The organism is Amycolatopsis sp. NPDC003865 (assembly GCF_053605345.1).
On sequence record NZ_JBSGJA010000018.1, the window covers coordinates 165577 to 185745 of the forward strand.

Genomic DNA, 20169 nt, shown 5'->3' on the forward strand with positions numbered 1-20169 from the left:
AGGGCAAAAACAATACGAACGGTCGTGCTATCTTCGGGGCATGAACGTCGACAGCGTCTACGTGGGCGAACCGAGCGTCCTGGGGTACCGGCGGGAGCGGCCGGTGCTGAGCGGGATCACGAAGGCGCTGGTCACCGCGCCGGAGCTGCGGCTGACGGAGCTGAACCTCGACGGCGACCGGCAGGCCGACCTCACCGTCCACGGGGGTCCCGACAAGGCGGTCTACGTCTATCCCGCCGAGCACTACGCGGCCTGGCGGGAAGACGGCTTCGAGGTCGGCACGGCCGACTTCGGCGAGAACGTCTCGCTGTCCGGCCTCACCGAGGACGACGTGCGGATCGGGGACGTCTGGGCCTGGGGCGACGCGCTCGTGCAGGTCTCGCAGCCGCGGTCGCCGTGCTTCAAGCTCGCCATGAAGACCGGCCGCAAGGACATCGCGCCGGCGATGATCGACTCCGGGCGCAGCGGCTGGTACCTGCGCGTGCTGCGGCCGGGTGTCGTGCCGACGTCCGGCGCGCTGGAGGTGGTCGAGCGCGCGGACGGGCCGACGGTCGCCGAGGTGTACGTCATCTCGTTCGCGAATTACGGTCAGCTGCCGGAGGAGCACGTCCAGGCGGCGCTGGACCTCGCCGATCGCGTGCTGGCGACCCCGGCGCTGGCGGAGCAGTGGAGCGCCGGCGTCCAGTCCACTGTGGACCGATGGCGGGCGCGGCGTGCCGGTTGACGGCCGCCTCGCCCGCGGCGACGCGACCCGCCGCCTGGTCCTGCGCCGGGCGGCGGACGTCGCGTCGGTCGACGGGCTGGAGGGGCTGTCCCTCGGCCGGCTGGCCACCGAGCTGGAGCTGAGCAAGAGCGGCGTGTTCGCGCTGTTCGGCTCGAAGGAGGAGCTGCAGCTCGCGACGATCGAAGCGGCTTTCGGCATCTTCGAGGCGCACGTCGTGACGCCGTCCCGCGAGGTCGGGCCGGGCCTGCCGCGGCTGCGGGCGATCTGCGAGAACTGGCTGGAGTATTCGGAAAAACGCGTCTTTCCCGGCGGCTGCTTCTTCTTCAACGTCGGCGCGGAGTTCGACGCGCGACCCGGCCGGGTCCACGACGCGGTGGCTTCGGCGAGCGGCTCGTTCGCCGCGTTCATCCGCGAGACGGCTGTCGAAGCGGTCGCACTCGGCCACCTCGACGCGGACCCGGAAGTCCTGGCTTTCGAGCTGCACGCACTGGGCCGCGCGGCCAACGCCGACGCGGTCCTCCACGGGGGGACGAAGGCGTACGCGCTGGCCAGGCGAGCGATTCGCGCCCGCCTGGCCGGTGCGTGACTACTTCCAGTCGACCTGCGGGCTCCGGTAGAAGTTGATGCCCTGGGTCACCCAGCGGGGGCTCTGCTTGGCCAGGCGCGCCCGGTAGGCATCCCAGTCGTGCGTCGCCTTCGGGGACCAGCCGATCTCCGCGATGCCCGGCAGGCGCGGGAACGCCATGTACTCGATGTCGGCGCTCGTGCGGATCGTCTCGGTCCACAGCGGTGCCTCGACGCCCGCCACCTGCTTCTCACCGACGCCCGTCACGAGCGACGCCGGGTCCCAGTTGTACCCGTCGCGCACCTCGATCAACGCGGCCCAGTCCTGGCCGAGCGGGGTCGAGGGGTTGTACTTCATGTCCAGGTACGCGTAGTTCGCCGGCGACATCAGGATCTTGCTGCCCCGCGCCGCCGCGGCCGCGACACTCGGGTTGTCCCCGCCGAAGTCCCAGTACTGCGGGACCGCCGACGCGGGCGGGTCCGACTTGGCGATCTCGTGCCAGCCGGTGACCTTCTTGCCGTACTTGGCGACGATCGGCTGCACCTTCTTCTCGAACGCGATGTAGTCCGCCGGCGGGGTGGAGTGCGCCTCGTCGCCGCCGATGTGCAGGTACGGCCCGGGGGTGATGGCCGCCAGCTCGCGCACGACGTCCTCGACGAACTTGTACGTGATCGGCGAGGAGATGCACAGCGAGCTGTACCCGACCTCGGTGTCCGTGCGCACCGGGACGGCCTTGCCGTCGCAGTTCAGCTCCGCGTACGTCGACTGCGCCGCGTTCGTGTGACCCGGCATGTCGATCTCGGGGATCACCGTGATGTGCCGCGAAGCCGCGTAGGCGACGATGTCCTGGTACTGCTTCTGCGTGTAGTAGCCGCCCGGGTCGCCGTCGACCGCGGTCTTGCCGCCGACCGTCGCCAGCTTCGGCCAGCTCTTGATCTCGATCCGCCAGCCCTGGTCGTCCGCGAGGTGCAGGTGCAGGGTGTTGATCTTGTACTGGGCGATCTGGTCGATGTACCGCTTGACCTGGTCCGGCTGGAAGAAGTGCCGGGCGACGTCGAGCATCGCGCCGCGCTCGCCGAAGCGCGGGTAGTCGAGGATCGTGCCGCCGGCGACCGTCCACGTCCGGTGCTGGACGCGCTTCGCGTCGATCGCCGACGGCAGCAGCTGCCGCAGCGACTGGACGCCCTCGAAGAGCCCGTCCGCGGTGTTGGCCTTCAGCGAGACGCCGTCGCGCGCGACCTTCAGCTCGTAACCCTCGGTGCCGATCCGCGGGTCGTGCCCGAGCTCCAGCGCGATCGCGGGCCCGCCGGCGGCGTGCGGCACGACCGGCAGCGGGTAGCCGGTGGCCGGGCGCAGCAGGCCGCGCAGGTAGTCCGCGACCTGGCCGGCGCCGCGGCCGGCGGTGATCACGGTGAACGGTGTCAGCTTGAAGCCGCCTCGCGGGTCGGCCTTCGCCGAGACGGGCGCCGGGACGACGTCGGTCACGCTGCGTTCCGGGGCGGCCGGCGCGGCCACCGCGGCAGCGGGGACGCCGACGGCCGTGAGACTCACGATCGCCGCGGTCAAGACGGCTCTGGACAAGCGCATCAGGGCACCTCCGGTCGGGGACTCCTCCCAAAGGTACAGACCAGCCGGGGCATTTGGAACAGTCCTTAACGAAGGGCGGCGCGGATGGCTTCCAGGACGCTCGGGTCCTCGATCGTGGAGGGCACGGCCTCGTCGCGCCCGTCGGCGATCGCGCGCATGGTCTTGCGCAGGATCTTGCCCGACCGCGTCTTCGGCAGTGCGTCCACAATGGACACATCGCGGAACGCGGCGACCGGCCCGATGTCCCGGCGCACCAGCGCCACGAGCTCGTCGCGCAGCTGTTCTTCCCCGATGTCCGCGCCCGCCTTCAGCACGACGAACCCGCGGGGCAGCTGGCCCTTGAGCTGGTCGGCGACGCCGATGACCGCGCACTCGGCGACGGCCGGGTGCGAGGCCAGCACGGCTTCCATCGAACCCGTCGAAAGCCGGTGCCCGGCGACGTTGATGACGTCGTCGGTGCGGCCCATGACGAACAGGTAGCCGTCCTCGTCGAGGAAACCGGAGTCGCCGGTCAGGTAGTACCCGTCGTAGCGGGAGAGGTAGGCCTCGCGGTAGCGCTCGTCGTCGCCCCACAGCGTCGGCAGCGAGCCCGGCGGCAGCGGCAGCTTGACCGTGATGGCGCCCTCGCGCCCGGCCGGCAGCTCGTCGCCCGCCTGGTCGAGGATCCGGACGTCCCAGCCGGGGACGGGCTTGGTCGCGGACCCGGCCTTGACCTCCAGGGGCTCCAGGCCCCGCGGGTTGGCCGCGATCGGCCAGCCGGTCTCGGTCTGCCACCAGTGGTCGATCACCGGCGTGCCGAGCTTCTCGTGCGCCCAGTGGTAGGTCTCCGGGTCGAGCCGTTCGCCGGCCATGAAGAGCGTCCGGAACGCCTTGAGGTCGTGCTTCTCCAGCTCGCGCGCGTCCGGGTCGACCTTCTTGATCGCCCGCAGCGCGGTCGGCGCGGTGAACAGCGCCTGGACGCCGTGCTCGGCGATGACCCGCCAGAACGCGCCCGCGTCCGGCGTGCCGACCGGCTTGCCCTCGTAGAGCACGGTGGTCGCCCCGACCAGCAGCGGCGCGTACACGATGTAGGAGTGCCCGACGACCCAGCCGACGTCGGACGCCGTCCACCAGACGTCGCCGGCGTGGACGTCGTAGATGGCGTCCATCGAGTAGGCGAGCGCGACGGCGTGGCCGCCGGTGTCGCGCACGACGCCCTTCGGCTTACCGGTGGTCCCGGACGTGTAGAGGATGTAGAGCGGGTCGGTGGCCGCGACCGGCACCGGGTCGGCCGGCGTGGCGGCCGCCGCCAGCTCGCGCCAGTCGAGGTCCCGCTTGGCCAGCTGGGCCGGCGCCTGCTCGCGCTGGAGCACGACGACGTGGTCGGGCTGGTGCTCGGTCATCCCGAGGGCGGCGTCGATGATCGGCTTGTACTCGACGACCCGCGTCGGCTCGATGCCGCAGGAGGCCGCCAGGATCACCTTGGGCTTCGCGTCCTCGATCCGCGCCGCGAGCTCCTTCGGCGCGAAGCCGCCGAAGACCACCGAGTGCACCGCGCCGATCCGCGCGCAGGCCAGCATCGCGATCGCCGCTTCGGGCACCATCGGCAGGTAGACGATGACGCGGTCACCCTTCGTGACCCCGAGTGAGCTGAGCGCACCGGCGAACTTCGCGACGGTGTCCCGCAGCTCTTCGTAGCTGTAGGTCCGTTGCTGTCCGGTCACGGGGGAGTCCCAGATCAGCGCGGCCTGGCCGCCGCGGCCGGCCTCGACGTGCCGGTCGAGCGCGTTGGCGGAGGTGTTCAGCTCGCCGTCCGGGAACCACCGGTAGAAGGGTGGGTTCGAGCTGTCCAGAGCCCGTCGCGGGACCTTCGTCCAGCTGATGTTCCCGGCCGCTGCCAGCCAGAACGCCTCCGGATCCGCCAGGCTGCGCCGGTAGGCCTCGGCGTACGCGCCCATGCCCCGCTCCTTCGCGTCGAACGTCCGCACCGACCCCATCATGGCGCGGGAGCGGCGGGCTCGCCGGATTCCGGGCAGGCTGAAGACCCGGCAACCTCACGGCGGCCGGCCGCGTCCTAAGCTGGACCGCGGGGAAATGCCGCGTGGCGGTGCGAAGTGAACACGGACAGTGAGGGGATCCGGCGGTGAACGGACTCGCGAGCGCGTTGCTCTCGCTAGCCCATTCCTTGTTCGGCCCGGGCTTCTGCCCCGGCGACTGGGTCTGGGCCACGAGTGCGGCCGGCGCGCTCGTCGCGCTGATCCCGCCGGCCGGCGCGCTCGCCGTGTCGATCATCCGGAAGGGCACCGGCAACCGCTACGACGCCACGACGCTGGGCGTCTTCGCCGCGATCGGGCTGGTCAGTGCGCTCGTCCTGCCGTGGCTGCTGTCCAACGGCGTCTCGGGCGTCTACCGCGCCGCGTTCGCCAAGGGCAAGACCGGGCTGTCGGCGACCGAGCTGTCGACGCTGCGGGGCCCCGGCGGCTGCTGGGTCGATTCCCAGGTGGACTACCTGGGTGGCCGGCAGACCGTCTTCGACGTCTTTTCCTCCCGCAGCACCGGCGCCGACGACCTCCCGTTCTTCGTCTACCTGCTGGCGTTCATCGTGCTGGGTGCCGGTTCGCTGCTGTTCGTGATGCTGCAGGGCCGCACCGCCTTCCGCCGCGGCCCGAAGTGGCCGTCGCGGTTCTTCTGGATCCCGTTCGCCGCGATGCTCGCGTTCAGCGTCGGCATGGAGGCGAACACCGCGCTGCACTTCTGGCTCGGCTTCCTGCCGTTCAGCGTGCTGGGCCTGATCCCGGTCGCGATGGTCGGGCCGCCGCCGTGGTCGGTGATCAACCGCTCGGACGCGCCGCCGCGCCGCGACCAGGAGCCGCAGGGCCCGCCGCCGTCGCAGGTCCAGCCGCGCCCGACCCCGCCACCGCCTCCGCCGCCCCCGGTCAACCGGCCGTACCCCAAGACGGCGCTTGCGTCGGCACCCGAGCCCCCGCCGATGGCCGGCGCGCTGGCCGCGGCCCCCGGCCCGATCCCGCCGCCGCCCGGCTCGCGCAACGCGGGCGGCAGCCGCTACCGCCGCGTCAAGCAGCTCGGCGCGGGTGGCTTCGGCACGGTCTGGCAGGCCGTCGACACCCAGCTCAACCGCACGGTCGCGCTGAAGATCGCGCACGCGCCGGACCGCGACACCGCCGAGCGCATGCAGCGCGAGGCCCGCGCGCTGGCCGTCGTGAGCCACCCGAACTGCGTCAAGGTGTACGACCTGGCCGAGGAGCCGGACGGGCTCGCGCTGGTCATGGAGTACCTCGAAGGCCGTCCGCTGGCCGAGCTGGTCGACGGCCAGGGCCCGCTCGACGACGTCGCGGCCGGCCGCCTGTGGGCGACGATGGCCGGCGCGCTCGCCGCGGCGCACGAGAAGGGCGTCCTGCACCGCGACATCAAGCCGTCGAATGTCATCCTCGACCCGAGCGGCCTGGCCCACCTGATCGACTTCGGCATCGCCCGCAGCCAGGGCGACTCCAAGATGACGGCGACCGGGATGATGATCGGTACGCCGGACTTCGTAGCCCCGGAGCAGGCGATGGGTTCGGCGGCTTCGCCGGCGTCGGACGCGTGGCAGCTGGCGGCGACGATCAGCTACGCCCTGTCCGGCCAGCCCCCGCGTGGCACGCGCGAGACTCCGATGGCGGCCCTGATGGCCGCGGCCCGGGCCGAACCGGTGTCCCGGCTGCCCCAGCGCAGCGCGCACGCGCGGCTGCTGGCGGCCTCACTGGACCCGGAGCCGCGCCGGCGTCCGACGCTGAACGCCGTGCGGCGCGAGGTCGAGGGCTGGCTGTCGCGGGCGGGCAAGTCGGCCGACGGCCCGGTGACGCGCGTGGTGCCGCGTCAGCCGGGCGGCCAGATGCCCCGCCGCTAAGCGGGCTTCACGGCCTCGAAGATCAGCAGCTCCTTGGGGTGGTGCTGGATCTTCACCTGCTCGAAGCCCGCCTTCTCCAGGCGCGCCGGGAACGTCGCCGCGTCGACGACGTTCATCGTGTCGCCGATGTGCAGCAGGCGGAACCTGAGGTTGAGCTGGCCGTCGCTGCCGCAGTACGTGCCGCCCGGGCGCAGGACCCGCGCGGCCTCGGCGAAGATCGCGTCCTGCAGCTCCTTCGTCGGGACGTGGTGCAGCATCGTGAAGCACACGACGGCGGAGAAGCGGCCGTCCTCGAACGGCATCTCCGCGCCGCTGCCCTCGACGACCTCCGCGCGGTCGCCGTACTTCGCCCGCAGCAGCTCGCTCGACGCGGGGTCGATCTCCAGGACCGTCAGCTTGGGGACCGCCTTGAGCAGCACGCTCGTGGTAGCGCCGAAGCCGGGCCCGATCTCGAGGACGTCGTCACCGAGGTCGCGTTGCTCCAGCCACGGCGTCAGCCGCTCCTCGACGGTGGCCGCCCATTTCTCCGAGCTGCAGATCTTGCGGTGGATCAGGTTCATCGGCATGCGTCCGACGCTATTTCGGGGCGGGAGTGGCCGGTAGCCGATAGCCTGCCAACTGATGTCGCGAAACAGCCAAGCCATGCTGATCGGCGAGGTCGACCTGCCCGCGGGCACCTGGTTCCCCTGGCACGAGCACCCGGTCCACCAGCTGGTCTGGTCCGCCCGCGGCGTCGTCGGGGTGAAGGCGGGCGACGCGGGCTGGGTCCTCCCGCCGACCCGCGCGCTGTGGATGCCGGCGGGCGTCCAGCACCGCACGGGCGCGATCGGCCGGGCGGCGCTGCGCGGCATCTACGCGGATCCCGCGTTGTCCCCGGTCTCGTGGCCGGTGCCCCGGGTGGTGGTGGTCCGGCCGCTGCTGCGCGAGCTGCTGGAGTACCTGACCGGCGACGGCGTGGCCCCGGACGCCCGGCTGCGCGCCGAGGCGGTGGCGTTCGACCTGTTGGAACCCCTGGACGTGGTGCCGATCGTGGTGCCGTCGCCGTCCGACCCGCGGGCTCGCGACGTCGAGCGCGCGGTGGTCGCGAACCCGGCGGACCCGCGGAGCCTGGCGGAGCTCGGCCGGGACGTCGGCGCGGCGGAGCGGACGCTGGCGCGCATCTTCGTCCGCGAGTGCCGGATGCCGTTCGGGACGTGGCGCACGCAGGTGCGGCTGCGTGCGTCGTTGCCGCTGCTGGCCCAGGGAGCACCACTGGAGACGGTGGCGCACCGGGTGGGCTACAGCTCGGCGAGCGCGTTCGTCGCGGCGTTCCGGCGCGCGGTCGGCGTCACGCCGGGGGCGTACTTCGCGGGGTGAGCCGGCACCAGTAGCGCAGCCGCCCGGCACGGCTGGTGTCCGCGAGAACGCCACCGTTGCGCTCGATCACGCGCCGCGAAGCGTGGTTGTCGGGAGCGCAGGTGAGCAGGACGTCGTCGATGCCGGACTCCCGGGCGACCCGCAGAGCCGCGCGCAGGAGTGCGGTGGCGTGGCCCCGCCCGCGCGCCGACGGCCGGACGTCGTAGCCGAGGTGGCCGCCGAACTCGGCCAGCTCGTCGTTGAGCCGGAGGTTGAGCCGGACGCGGCCCAGGTACTCGTCGCCGGTGACCCACCAGAGGATCCGATGCGGGACCCGGTCGCGGTCGATGGTGCCGGTGCCCCGCAGACCGGCGTCGCGCACGCTTTCGAGCCAGCGCCGGAACTGCTCCGGGTCGGCGAGCAGGTCCGGGTCCAGTTCGGTGTGCGAACCCTCCCGGTGGTACTCCCGCAGGGCGGCGAGGAACGACCGGTGGTACCGCGGCGACGGCTCGACCAGGCTCACCGCCAGGACGGCAGCCAGCGCTCGGCCTCCCACTGGCCCGTCGTGATCGCGACGCCGTTCAGGATCGGCCACAGCCACGCGAAGTTGGCCACCACCAGCCCCACGTACAGCGACACGACGAGCAGGCCCGTCCCGCGTCTCTCGAACCCGCGCCGTGCGCTGCCCAGGATCTGGCCGAGGCACAACGTCAACCCCAGCACCAGGAACGCGGCCAGCGGAGTCGCGTAGAAGAAGTACATCTGGCGGTCGATGTTGGTGAACCAGAAGACGTACCCGCCGAGGTAGCCCACCAGCACCGCCGCGTAGCGCCAGTCCGCGCGGAACACCGAGCGCCACACCGACCAGCCGAGCATCGGGATCGCCAGCCACCACATCGCCGGCGTGCCGATCAGCATCGTCGCGCTCACGCAGCGGGCCTCGCCGCAGCCGGTGACGTCGCCGTCGTAGCTGTAGAGCATCGGGCGCAGCCCCATCGGCCACGTCCACGGCTTCGACTCCCACGGGTGCGGGTTGTCCTTCGGCGTGACCAGCGTTTCGTGGAAGTGCAGGACGTTGCCCGTGTAGTCGGCGAGCGACCGCAGCGACGCCGGGACCCACGACCAGAAGCCCGGCGCGATGTCCTTGATCTCCGTGTAGTGCCGGTCGGTCGCCGTTTCGCTCGCGAACCAGGCCCAGTACGCGCCCAGGTACATCAGGAACGGGATGAGCAGGATCGCCCACAGCGCCGGCAGCACGTCCCGGCGGATCGTGCCCAGCCACGGGCGCTCGACGCCGGCCGCGCGCCGGGCCGCCACGTCGAAGAACACGCACAGCAGCCCGAACGCGACGATGTAGTACAGCGCCGACCACTTGACGCCGAAGGTCAGCCCGATCATCAGCCCGGTCGCGAACCGCCACCAGCGGAAGCCCAGCTTGGGGCCCCACACGGACTCGTTGACCCAGCCTTCGCGCACCGCTGTCGCGAGCCGGGTGCGCACCTGGTCGCGGTCGACGAGCAGGCACGCGAACGCGGCGAGCACGAACAGCGCGATGAAGATGTCGAGCATCCCCATCCGCGACTGCAGGTGCAGCACGCCGTCGCTGATCACCAGGATGCCCGCGATGCCGCCGAGCAGCGTCGAGCGCGTCAGGCGGCGGGCGACGCGGATGGTCAGGAAGACGATGAGCGTGCCGGCCAGCGCGGGCATGATCCGCCAGCCCCAGCCGTTGTAGCCGAACAGCCATTCGCCGATCGCGATCAGCTGCTTCGCCAGCGGCGGGTGGACGACCAGCTCGTAGCCGTAGTTGTCCTCGTAACCGCCGTTGCGCAGCACCTGCCACGCCTGCGGCACGTAGTGCTTCTCGTCGAAGACCGGGCTGCCCTTGTCCGTCGGCACGCCGAGGTTCTGCAGCCGGACGATGCCGCCGATGACGGTCAGCACGAGGGTGACGACCCAGCCGCGCAACCGGTCGGTCGGCATGCCGCGGCCGAGCAGGGTCACTTCGCGGTCGGTCGGCGGCCGGAGCGCCTCGACCGGGTCCGGCCGGACGCTCTCGTCGTCGGCACGGGTCAGCAGCGCGGTCACGGGGGCGATCCTACGGGCGCGGCGGGGCGTACGTCGTCGGGATCCGCTGATCAGCCTAGGCTGACCCGGTGACCTCCGGCCGCCTCATCCTCGCCGCGACCCCGCTCGGCGACGTCCGTGACGCCTCACCGCGCCTGGCTTCGGCCCTGGCGGAAGCCGACGTGATCGCGGCCGAAGACACGCGGCGGCTGCGATCGCTGGCTGCCGCGCTGGAGGTGACTCCCCGGGGCCGGGTGGTGAGCTTCTACGAGGACGTCGAAACGGCGCGCCTGCCCAAGCTGCTCGAATCGTTACGCGCGGGCGAGACGGTGGTGCTGGTGACCGACGCCGGTATGCCCAGTGTGTCCGATCCGGGCTTCCGGCTGGTGTCGGCTTGTGTCGCCGCGGACTTGCCGGTGACGTGCCTGCCCGGCCCGTCCGCGGTGACCACGGCGCTCGCTTTGTCCGGTTTGCCGTGTGACCGGTTTTGTTTCGAGGGGTTCGCGCCGCGCAAGCCGGGGGAGCGGACCCGGTGGTTGTCGACGTTGGTGTCCGAGCCGCGCACGGCGGTGTTCTTCGAGTCTCCGCACCGGTTGGCGTCGTTGCTGGCGGACGCGGTTTCGGTGCTGGGTGGTTCCCGGCAGGCCGCGGTGTGCCGAGAGTTGACGAAGACGTACGAAGAGGTGAAGCGCGGGTCTCTCGCGGAGCTGGCTTCGTGGGCCGAGGAGGGCGTGCGCGGGGAGATCACGGTGGTGCTCGCGGGCGCCGAGCCCCGCTCGGTTTCGGTGGCGGACCTGGTGTCGGAGGTTTCCGAGCGGGTGGCGTCGGGGGAGCGCCTGAAGTCCGCGGCCGCGGAGGTCGCCGAGGCCGCCGGGGTGTCCAAAAAGGAGCTTTACGACGCCGTGCTGGCGTCGCGGGTCAAGTGAGCAACGCCGTGACCGCGGCATGCGCCTTCTCCGCGTCCGGCGCATCCCCGGTGATCACGTCCGTGTACACGAACGACTCCCCGATCCGCACCAGCAGGTAGGCCAGGTCCGGCACCGGCAACGGCGGCTCCAGCCGTCCCGCCGCGACCTCCTCCGACAGCAGCTCCGCGAGCCGGGACGTGGTCCGCTGCTGGCAAACGCTTGCGCGGGTCGTCAGCAGCCGCAACGCCCGCTCCGGTTCGCGGCGGAGGAAGTCCCGGAACGGCGGCGATTCGTTCGCGAACCGGACGTACCCGCGCACGAAGTCCGCCACCCCGGCCGCCCCTCGGCCGACACACGACGGCCACAGCCGGGCGATCGACGCCGACGACAGCGACCACAGGATCTCCCCCAGCAGCAGATCCCGGGATCCCACCCGGCGGTGCAGCGTCGCCCGGCTGATCGACAGCGACTCCGCCAGTTCGCCCATGTCGACGCGGCGGCCGGACAGGAACCACTCACGTGCCCGCTCGAACTCCTGAGACATATGCCAGAATGTCTCACAGCCACCACGGGAAGGGAAACGCAGATGCGCGCAGTGCAGGTGACCGAGTTCGGCGGACCCGAGGTGCTCACGCCGGTCGAGCTGCCCGATCCCGTGGCCGGCCCCGGCGAGGTCCTCATCGACGTCGAGCGCATCGGCGTCAACTACGCCGACACCCACCAGGCCGAGAACTCCTACCTCGCGCCGTCGAAGCTGCCGCTCGTGCCCGGTGGTGAGGTGGTCGGCACGCACGATGGCAAGCGGGTCGTCGCCCTGCTCAACGGCGGTGGCGGGTACGCCGAGAAGGCCGTCGCGCCCGAGGCGACCACCTTCCCCGTCCCTGACGGCGTCGACGACCTCGCCGCGCTGTCCATGCTGGTCCAGGGCACCACCGCGTGGGTTCTGCTGAAGCGGAACGCCCACCTCGAACCGGGCGAATCGGTCGTCGTGCACGCCGCCGCCGGCGGGGTCGGGACCGTCGCCGTCCAGCTCGCCAAGGCCTGGGGCGCCGGCCGCGTCATCGCCACCGCCAGCAGCGACGAGAAGCGCGCTCTCGCGCTCGAACTCGGCGCCGACGTCGCCGTCGACTCGCGGGCCGAGGACATGACCCAGACCCTCGTCGAGGCCAACGAGGGCCGCCGCGTCGACGTCGTGCTCGACATGGTCGGCGGCACCACGACCGACCAGAGCATCGCCGCGCTCGCGCCGTTCGGCCGGCTCGCCTTCTACGGCATGGCCGGCCGGGAGGCGCCGAAGCCCGTCGAACTCCGCAACGTCCTCGGCCACAGCACGACCATCAGCGGCATGTGGCTGCCGCACGTCTTCCGCCTGCCGGGCAACGTCTTCGGGACGGCGCTGAACGAGCTGTTCGCGCTCGTCGGAGAAGGCAGGCTCAAGGCGATCCCGGGCGGCGAGTACCCGCTGTCGGACGCCCGCGGCGCGCACGAGGCCCTGCGCTCCCGCAAGACGGTCGGCAAGCTACTGCTCGACCCCGGCAAGTAGGCGTTCCAGGGGTGCCGCCTTGTGCAGGCACTCCTGCCACTCCGCCTCCGGGTCGGAATCGGCCGTGATACCGCCGCCCACGCCCAGGGACACCGTGCCGTCGGCGATCTCGAACGTCCGGATCGCCACGTTCAGCTCCAGCCCCGCCGCCGGGGACACCAGGCCGATCGCTCCCGTGTAGACCCCGCGTCCGCACGGTTCCAGGTCGGCGATCAGGTCCAGCGCGCGGATCTTCGGCGCGCCCGTCACGGAACCGGGCGGGAAGGCCGCCGCCAGCAGGAGACTGTCCGAAACGGACGGTCGCAGCGTCCCCGTCACCGTCGAGTCCAGGTGCCACACCCCCGGTGCCGGCCGGACCCGCAGCAGCGACGGCACCGTCACCGACCCCACCTCGCACACCCGGCCGAGGTCGTTGCGCACCAGGTCCGTGATCATCACGTTCTCGGCGACGTCCTTCACCGACTGGCGCAGCAACAGGGCGTTCCCGTCGTCGGCCGGGCCCCGGCGGGGGAGCGTGCCCTTGATCGGTGTCGACCGGACCGCGCGGCCGTGGCGGGCGAGGAACAGCTCCGGGGAGAACGAAACCACCGACCCCCACGGGCCCGAGACGAACGCCGCCCGCCGCGGATCCAAAGAGGACACCCCGGCCGCGAACAAAGCGGCGGGGGACCCCGAAAACGACCCCGTGAACCGGCTGCAGATGTTCGCCTGGAACAGCTCGCCGGCCTCGATCGCGTGCACGCACGCCTTCACCGCGTCCCGGTGCTCCGACGGCAACGGACGCCGCAGGGGTCCCGAGGACCAGGAAAGCGCCCCGGCCGAAGACGTCAGCAGTGACTCCATTGTGGACACCGACGGCCCGCCGCCGTCGAGGGACTCCAGGTAGCAGGTGCCCGAAGCGGACCACCGCAGCACGTGGTCCGCCCAACCCCACGCGGCCGGCGGGAGCGCGCCGGAGCCGTCGTACGCCAGGTACCCGAACCAGCCGCCGCCGATCACGCCCGGCGGGGCATCGACCTCCGGGCACGCGGGAAAGCCGCCAGGCGCGACCGCGAGCGAAGGCGCGATGACCGCCCGTGAAGAGAACCAGTCGCCGGACACCATCGCCGGTGGCGGCAGCCCGCGCGACGCGTTGTGGTGGGCAAGCACCGAAAAAGCGCGCGCGGGCGTGACTTCCGTCCGGAGTGCCCTGCTCGTCACGCGCATGGCGACATACCACCACACGTCAGAGCAGCAGGTCACCCAATGTGAACGGGTACACGACGGCGTTCTGCTCCACCGGCCCGTCGACGCCCCGCACGTCCGGGCCGTACGCGTGCTGGTGCACGCCGAGCCGCGAGTGGAACCAGCCCGGCCGCCCGGGGATGCCGTTGTGCCGGACCAGCCACAGCACGACCTCGCTGTCGGCCCAGCGGTCCGGGTGCAGCCGGTTGGCCCAGCAGTCGTGGTCGGCGTAGACGAGCACCCGCTCGATGCGCGCCGCGTGCCGGACGTGCTTGATCCACGTCTTGATGAACCGGTCGTCCACGCTCGGCGCCGCCACCTCCAGCGCCGGCGCCAGCGAACCGGGCGCGAACGCGCCGAGCCTGCTGGCCGTGCGGACGAAGTGGTCGGCCTGGTCGTGCGCCGCGCCGGGGCGGGCGTAGTGCCGGCCGCCGACGTGCAGGCCCGCCTCCTGCGCGCCGGCCAGGTTGCGCTCGGCCGCGGAGCTGGTCCAGTTGACGTTCTCGCTGATCGTCACCGACACGAACCGGGTCTCCGCCCCGCGGACGGCGTGCCAGTCGGTCACCCGCTCCCGGTGGGACAGCGAGATCCCGCGTTCGCTCTCCGGTTCCGTCACAGTCCGCCCCCGGCACGTCGGTGGAGAGCACACCATACGTCGCCGGAGGCGGACCCGCAGTGACAACCCGCTGGTTGATCAGGCGTTTTCGACAAGCGGGGGGTAGCGCTGGACGGCCGGCCGGCCCACCGCCCCGGACGACATCACCACCTCGGCGCGACGCCGGGCCGGCCAGGTCGAGCTCGCCGGCAACCTCGGTCTCCGGCGTGCGGCCGCCGCCCTGGGTGACGTAGCCGGTCGCTCGGGCACCCCCGGCCGGTCGCGGGCTCCCTCGGCCACTTGCCGGCCGGGCGGCTCGCACCACCCCGAGTCCGGCAACCGGGGCCTCCCTCCCGACAAAGCGCGTGACGCCCTCCGTAGGCTAATAAGGTATGAGCACCCCTGTGTTGACCGCGGTGGCCTGGCCCTACGCCAACGGCCCCCGCCACATCGGCCACGTGTCCGGATTCGGCGTCCCGTCCGACGTCTTCTCCCGCTACCAGCGAATGGCCGGCAACCGGGTGCTCATGGTGTCCGGGACCGACGAACACGGCACCCCGATCACCGTCCAGGCCGACAAGGAGAACTCGACCCCGCAGCAGACGGCGGACAAGTACACCCGCCAGATCGGCAACGACCTGCAGGGCCTGGGCCTGTCCTACGACCTGTTCACGCGGACCACCACCGGCAACCACGCCGAGGTGACGCAGCAGATCTTCCTGGCGCTGCACCGCAACGGCTACGTCGTGCCGAAGACCACGCGCGGCGCGATCAGCCCGTCCACCGGCCGCACGCTGCCCGACCGCTACGTCGAGGGCACCTGCCCGATCTGCGGGTACGACGGCGCGCGCGGCGACCAGTGCGACAACTGCGGCAACCAGCTCGACGCCGCGGAGCTGATCAACCCGAAGTCGCGGATCAACGGCGAGACGCCGAAGTTCGTCGAGACCGAGCACTACTTCCTCGACCTGCCCGCGTTCACCAAGACCCTCGGCGACTGGCTGGGCACCAAGACCGACTGGCGCCCGAACGTCCTCAACTTCACCAAGAACCTGATCGACGACATGCGGCCGCGGCCGATCACCCGCGACCTCGACTGGGGCGTCAAGATCCCCCTCGACGGCTGGCGCGACCAGCCGCTGAAGCGGTTCTACGTCTGGTTCGACGCGGTGATCGGGTACTTCTCGGCCAGCGTCGAGTGGGCCCGCCGGTCCGGCAATCCGGACGCGTGGCAGGAGTGGTGGAACAACGCCGACGCCCGGTCGTACTACTTCATGGGCAAGGACAACATCACCTTCCACGCCCAGATCTGGCCGGCGCTGCTGTTCGGGCACAACGGCGAGGGCGACAAGGGCGGCGAGCCGGGCAAGTACGGCCGGCTGCACCTGCCCGACGAGATCGTCTCCAGCGAGTTCCTCACCATGAGCGGCTCGAAGTTCTCGACCTCGCGCGGGCGCGTGATCTACGTCGAGGACTTCCTGCGCGACTTCGGCCCGGACACGCTGCGGTACTTCATCTCGGTCGCCGGCCCGGAGACCCAGGACACCGACTTCACCTGGGACGAGTTCGTCCGCCGGACCAACTTCGAGCTGGCCAACGAGTGGGGCAACCTGGTCAACCGGTCCATCTCGATGGCGCACAAGAACGTCGGCGCCATCCCGCGGCCGGAGGCCCCGACCGCGGCCGACGAAGAGCTGAAGGCGCTTTCCCGCAAGGCGTTCGACACCGCGGGCGCGCACCTGGCCCGGTCCCGGTTCAAGCTGGCGGCGAGCGAGGCGATGAAGGTCGTCACCGCGGCGAACAAGTACATCTCCGACCAGGAGCCGTGGAAGCTCAAGGACGACCCGACGCGGCGCGACACCGTGCTGCACACCGCGTTGCAGGTCGTCTCGGACGCCAACACGCTGCTGACGCCGTTCCTGCCGCACTCGGCCCAGAAGGTGCACGAGGCCCTCGGCGGCACCGGCGTCTGGGCCGCCCAGCCGGAGCTGAAAGAGGTCGAGGACCTCGACATCGACGGCCGGGTCAACCCGATCCTGACCGGCGACTACGCGGCCGAGCAGGCGAAGTGGGAGTCGACGCCGATCGAGGTCGGCAAGCCCCTGGCCAAGCCGTCGCCGCTGTTCACCAAGCTCGACCCGGCGCTCGGCGAGACCGGTCCGGAGTGGGCGCCGATCATCAAGGAGTAAGAAGAACGCATGGGTGATCAGAAGCGCGAGCTGCCGCCGGTCCCGGACCGGCTCCCGGTGACGGTGGTGGACGCGCACACCCATCTCGACGCGTGCGGCGCGGTCACCGCGGCCGATGTCACGGCCATGGTCGACCGCGCCGAGCGCGCCGGCGTCGCCCGCGTCGTCACGGTGGCGGACGACCTCGCTTCGGCCCGCTGGGCCGCCGAGGCCGCCACCTGGGACCGCCGGGTCTGGGCCGCCGTCGCCGTCCACCCGACGCGGACCAAGGAGTTCGGCGAGGCCGAGAAGTCCGAGGTGGAGCGCCTGGCCGCGACCGACCGCGTGGTCGCCGTCGGCGAGACCGGCCTCGACTACTACTGGGACTACTCGCCGCACGACGCCCAGCAGGAGGCGTTCCGCTGGCACATCGACCTCGCCAAGCGGCTGGACAAGCCGCTGATGATCCACGACCGCGAGGCCCACGACGACGTGCTGCGCATCCTGGCCGAAGAGAATGCGCCGAACGCCGTAATCTTCCATTGTTTTTCCGGGGACGCGGAAATGGCCCGCAAGTGCCTGGACGCGGGATACGTCCTTTCCTTCGCGGGCACGGTGACGTTCAAGAACGCGAAGGGACTGCACGAGGCGGCCCGGCTCTGCCCGGCGGACCAGTACCTCGTCGAGACCGACGCGCCGTTTCTGACCCCCCACCCGTTCCGTGGGCGGCCGAACGAGCCGTTCGGCGCCGCTTACACCGTCCGTCACCTCGCGGCGCTCAGGGGCGAAGCTGTCCACGAAGTCGCCGAATCGGTCCGGACCACCGCCGAGCGCGTCTACCGACTCCCCAGTGTCACAACGGGTTGAACGCATTGCGACATCAGGGGTCCTTGATCGTCCACCTGATGGAGTGACGGGGATCACGACACTCCGGGGGGTGTTTGCGCAACCCGCCGCGACCCGTTACTGTCCCGTGATCGTGCCGGTCGGACCTGCGCTCAGCAGTTCCCGATCGTCACGCCCAGTCGTAGAGACGGCGCCCCCGACCGCCGTCTCGTGAAAGGGAACGATCCCCGGTGACAGGTAGCAGACAGGCTGGAGCGCGCTCCGCCGTCCTCGAACGCAGTTATTTCGAGGACACCGCATACGGCCAGCTCGACTTCTCCGACGACCCGAACATCACGCAGCAGGACATCCTCGCCGCGCTCGGCCCCGACGCCGACGCGATGATGGCCGAGATCGACGTCGACGTCGACGAGCTGATCCGCCTCATCAACGCCGAGACGACGTACCTGCCGCCGATCGTCATCCCGGACGGCCTCGAGGAGGACCGCACCGCTTCCCCCGAAGCGCGTCGTGCGGCTCTGGACGAGGGCCTCCGCCAGACGACCAAGGTCTGGAAGCGCCGCTTCCTCAAGGGCGCCGTCCTCAGCGTCATGATTTCCATCGCCGGCGGCGGCGCGGCCGCGCTGGCGATGAACAAGAGCATCACCGTCGACGTCGACGGCCAGCAGACCACCGTGCACTCGTTCGGCGACACCGTCGGCGAGGTGCTGGAGGACGCCGGCCTGTCCGTGGGCGCGCACGACTCGCTCTCCCCCTCCCCACAGGCGGAGGTCGGCGACGGCGGCGTCATCAAGCTCGAGCGCGGCCGCCAGCTGAAGATGATCGTCGATGGCGCGGAGCACACCTCCTGGGTCCGCGCCACCCACCTCGGTGACGCCCTGGGCCAGCTCGGCATGACCGAGCTGGACAAGCCCGGCACGTGGATGTCGATGCCGAAGGACGGCGAGCTGCCCCTGCAGGGCGCCACCGTCGAGATCAAGACCCTGAAGAACATCACCCTGTACGACGGCGCCAACGCGCCGAAGCAGGTGAAGACGACCGCGGTCACGACGAAGGAGTTCCTGGGCGAGTACAAGCTCACCCTGGGCCCGGAGGACCAGGCCGAGGGCGGCCTGGACGTCAAGCTGACCGACGGCGCCGAGGTGCACATCAGCCGCACCGGCGTCTCGACGGTCGTCCAGAAGGAGAGCATCGACCCGCCCGAGCAGCGCGTCGACGACCCGGACCTCGCCAAGGGCAAGACCTCGGTCGAGGACCCGGGCACGCCGGGCGAGAAGATGGTGACCTACAAGGTCACGCAGAAGAACGGCAAAGAGGTCTCCCGCGAGAGCATCTCCGAGCAGGTCATCACCCAGCCGAAGCCGAAGATCATCCACGTCGGCACCAAGCAGGCCCCGACGCCGGCGATCGGCGACGGCTCGGCGTGGGACCGCATCGCGCAGTGCGAGTCGGGCGGCAACTGGGCCATCAACACGGGCAACGGCTACTACGGCGGCCTCCAGTTCGACAAGCGCACGTGGGACGCCTACGGCGGCGACGCGTACGCGGCGTACCCGAACCAGGCGTCGCGCGAGCAGCAGATCGCGATCGCGGAGAAGGTCCGCGACGCCCGTGGCGGCTACAGCGCCTGGCCGGTCTGCGGCAAGAAGGCCTGAGAGCTTTTCCGAACGGCCCTCACCTCGACGAGGTGGGGGCCGTTCGCGTTCCTGGGTCTGCCACGACGACTTGCACCGAGCGGAAGCCCGCCGGACCACGATCGGTAAGCTCGTCCGGTGGTTGAACTGCTGGGACCGGCCGAAATCCGCGGGCTGGCGGCCGAACTCGACGTGCGGCCGACCAAGAAGCTCGGGCAGAACTTCGTGCACGATCCCAACACCGTCCGGCGGATCGTCGAGCTGGCCGGCGTCGCCGAAGACGACGTCGTCCTCGAGGTCGGGCCCGGGCTCGGCTCGCTGACCCTCGGCCTGCTCGCCACCGGTGCGCACGTCGTCGCCGTCGAGATCGATCCCAAGCTCGCCGAACGGCTCCCCAAGACCGTCGCCGAGCGGGGGCCCGAGGCCGCGGGCCGGCTGACCGTCGTCGGGGCCGATGCCCTCCGCGTCACCCGCGAGGAACTGGGCGAGCCGACCGCGCTCGTCGCCAACCTGCCCTACAACGTCGCCGTCCCCGTCGTGCTGCATCTGCTCGCCGAAGTGCCCTCGCTCGCCAAGGGTCTCGTCATGGTCCAGACCGAGGTCGCCGACCGGATGGCCGCCGGACCCGGCAGCCGGATCTACGGCGTCCCCAGCGTCAAGCTCGCCTGGTACGGCCCGGCGCGCAAGGTCGCCGCCGTGCCGCGCTCGGTGTTCTGGCCGGTGCCCAACGTCGACTCGGCGCTCGTCGCCTTCGAGCGCGGTGACGCTCCGGCGTCGGACGACCGCGATCGGCTCTTCGGCCTCGTCGACGCCGCCTTCTCGCAACGCCGGAAGACCCTCCGCGCCGCGCTCGCGGGCTGGGCGGGCTCCGCCGAGCGCGCGGGGGAGCTGCTCACGGCCGCCGGGATCGATCCGAAGACCCGCGGTGAACAACTGGACGTGCACGACTTCGCCCGGATCGCCGCCGTCCGTTAGCAGGTCCACAGTGGAAGTCGACGCCGGTCGGCGAAAAGCACGCCTCTTGCCGTGCCATGTCGCGATTCGGACACCTCCAGTCGTGTGATCTGGGCCGACGGGCTTGCGTTCG

At 71.3% G+C, this 20169-nt stretch carries 18 protein-coding genes; 10 read left to right on the top strand and 8 right to left on the bottom strand.

What is annotated here, in order from left to right; translation table 11 throughout:
• The first annotated feature begins 40 nt into the window (after positions 1-40).
• Positions 41-724: an MOSC domain-containing protein gene (locus ACWEVP_RS35400; protein WP_452066925.1), complete on the top strand. Its 684-nt coding sequence runs from the start codon at positions 41-43 to the stop codon at positions 722-724.
• Complete coding sequence (locus ACWEVP_RS35405; protein ID WP_452066926.1) at positions 714-1310, top strand: TetR/AcrR family transcriptional regulator; 597 nt, start codon at positions 714-716, stop codon at positions 1308-1310. The genes ACWEVP_RS35400 and ACWEVP_RS35405 overlap by 11 nt, the downstream gene beginning before the upstream one ends.
• Here ACWEVP_RS35405 and ACWEVP_RS35410 read toward each other — a convergent pair whose 3' ends face one another.
• Positions 1311-2876, bottom strand: coding sequence for a beta-N-acetylhexosaminidase (locus ACWEVP_RS35410; RefSeq protein ID WP_452066927.1), 1566 nt, complete (start codon positions 2874-2876; stop codon positions 1311-1313).
• 65 nt (positions 2877-2941) lie between these two features.
• Positions 2942-4813 (bottom strand): propionyl-CoA synthetase, encoded by a 1872-nt coding sequence (locus ACWEVP_RS35415; RefSeq protein ID WP_452066999.1) that lies wholly within the window; start codon positions 4811-4813, stop codon positions 2942-2944.
• Positions 4814-4998: 185 nt separating this feature from the next.
• On the opposite strand from ACWEVP_RS35415, the gene ACWEVP_RS35420 reads away from it, so the two are divergent.
• Complete coding sequence (locus tag ACWEVP_RS35420; protein WP_452066928.1) at positions 4999-6762, top strand: serine/threonine-protein kinase; 1764 nt, start codon at positions 4999-5001, stop codon at positions 6760-6762.
• Here the strand turns inward: ACWEVP_RS35420 and ACWEVP_RS35425 are convergent.
• Complete coding sequence (locus ACWEVP_RS35425) at positions 6759-7328, bottom strand: class I SAM-dependent methyltransferase (RefSeq protein ID WP_452066929.1); 570 nt, start codon at positions 7326-7328, stop codon at positions 6759-6761. The genes ACWEVP_RS35420 and ACWEVP_RS35425 overlap by 4 nt on opposite strands.
• Before the next feature lie 76 nt (positions 7329-7404).
• Here ACWEVP_RS35425 and ACWEVP_RS35430 point away from each other — a divergent pair, with 76 nt between their 5' ends.
• Positions 7405-8118, top strand: a complete 714-nt coding sequence (locus ACWEVP_RS35430) for an AraC family transcriptional regulator (RefSeq protein WP_452067000.1) — start codon at positions 7405-7407, stop codon at positions 8116-8118.
• On the opposite strand, the gene ACWEVP_RS35435 is transcribed toward ACWEVP_RS35430, so the two are convergent.
• On the bottom strand, positions 8090-8620 hold the full coding sequence (locus ACWEVP_RS35435; RefSeq protein ID WP_452066930.1) for a GNAT family N-acetyltransferase: 531 nt from the start codon (positions 8618-8620) through the stop codon (positions 8090-8092). The two genes, ACWEVP_RS35430 and ACWEVP_RS35435, sit on opposite strands and share 29 nt — an antisense overlap.
• Positions 8617-10185, bottom strand: coding sequence for a dolichyl-phosphate-mannose--protein mannosyltransferase (locus ACWEVP_RS35440; protein ID WP_452066931.1), 1569 nt, complete (start codon positions 10183-10185; stop codon positions 8617-8619). The genes ACWEVP_RS35435 and ACWEVP_RS35440 overlap by 4 nt, the downstream gene beginning before the upstream one ends.
• A 68-nt stretch (positions 10186-10253) precedes the next feature.
• Between ACWEVP_RS35440 and rsmI the strand changes: the two genes are divergently transcribed.
• Positions 10254-11090 carry a 16S rRNA (cytidine(1402)-2'-O)-methyltransferase gene (rsmI, locus tag ACWEVP_RS35445; RefSeq protein ID WP_452066932.1) on the top strand — a complete coding sequence of 279 codons (837 nt, stop codon included), beginning with the start codon at positions 10254-10256 and terminating at the stop codon, positions 11088-11090.
• Here the strand turns inward: rsmI and ACWEVP_RS35450 are convergent.
• Entirely contained in the window at positions 11083-11616 is a 534-nt protein-coding gene (locus ACWEVP_RS35450) for a QsdR family transcriptional regulator (RefSeq protein WP_452066933.1), read from the bottom strand. The genes rsmI and ACWEVP_RS35450 overlap by 8 nt on opposite strands.
• 42 nt (positions 11617-11658) lie before the next feature.
• Here ACWEVP_RS35450 and ACWEVP_RS35455 point away from each other — a divergent pair, with 42 nt between their 5' ends.
• Positions 11659-12615: a quinone oxidoreductase family protein gene (locus ACWEVP_RS35455; protein WP_452066934.1), complete on the top strand. Its 957-nt coding sequence runs from the start codon at positions 11659-11661 to the stop codon at positions 12613-12615.
• Here the strand turns inward: ACWEVP_RS35455 and ACWEVP_RS35460 are convergent.
• Both ACWEVP_RS35460 and ACWEVP_RS35465 read right to left on the bottom strand, forming a co-directional pair.
• The gene (locus ACWEVP_RS35460) at positions 12592-13821 is read right to left on the bottom strand and encodes an aminodeoxychorismate synthase component I (RefSeq protein ID WP_452066935.1); all 1230 of its coding nucleotides are present in this window, start codon (positions 13819-13821) and stop codon (positions 12592-12594) included. The genes ACWEVP_RS35455 and ACWEVP_RS35460 overlap by 24 nt on opposite strands.
• 19 nt (positions 13822-13840) lie before the next feature.
• Positions 13841-14455, bottom strand: coding sequence for a glycoside hydrolase family 25 protein (locus ACWEVP_RS35465; protein ID WP_452066936.1), 615 nt, complete (start codon positions 14453-14455; stop codon positions 13841-13843).
• A 371-nt stretch (positions 14456-14826) separates the two neighbouring features.
• On the opposite strand from ACWEVP_RS35465, the gene metG reads away from it, so the two are divergent.
• The 4 genes from metG to rsmA all read left to right on the top strand — a co-directional run bounded on the left by metG (position 14827) and on the right by rsmA (position 20057).
• Positions 14827-16623 carry a methionine--tRNA ligase gene (metG, locus tag ACWEVP_RS35470; protein ID WP_452066937.1) on the top strand — a complete coding sequence of 599 codons (1797 nt, stop codon included), beginning with the start codon at positions 14827-14829 and terminating at the stop codon, positions 16621-16623.
• A gap of 9 nt (positions 16624-16632) precedes the next feature.
• The gene (locus ACWEVP_RS35475; RefSeq protein WP_452066938.1) at positions 16633-17469 is read left to right on the top strand and encodes a TatD family hydrolase; all 837 of its coding nucleotides are present in this window, start codon (positions 16633-16635) and stop codon (positions 17467-17469) included.
• Positions 17470-17678: 209 nt separating this feature from the next.
• Entirely contained in the window at positions 17679-19103 is a 1425-nt protein-coding gene (locus tag ACWEVP_RS35480; RefSeq protein ID WP_452066939.1) for a transglycosylase family protein, read from the top strand.
• A gap of 117 nt (positions 19104-19220) precedes the next feature.
• Positions 19221-20057, top strand: coding sequence for a 16S rRNA (adenine(1518)-N(6)/adenine(1519)-N(6))-dimethyltransferase RsmA (rsmA, locus tag ACWEVP_RS35485; RefSeq protein ID WP_452066940.1), 837 nt, complete (start codon positions 19221-19223; stop codon positions 20055-20057).
• Positions 20058-20169 lie beyond the last annotated feature (112 nt).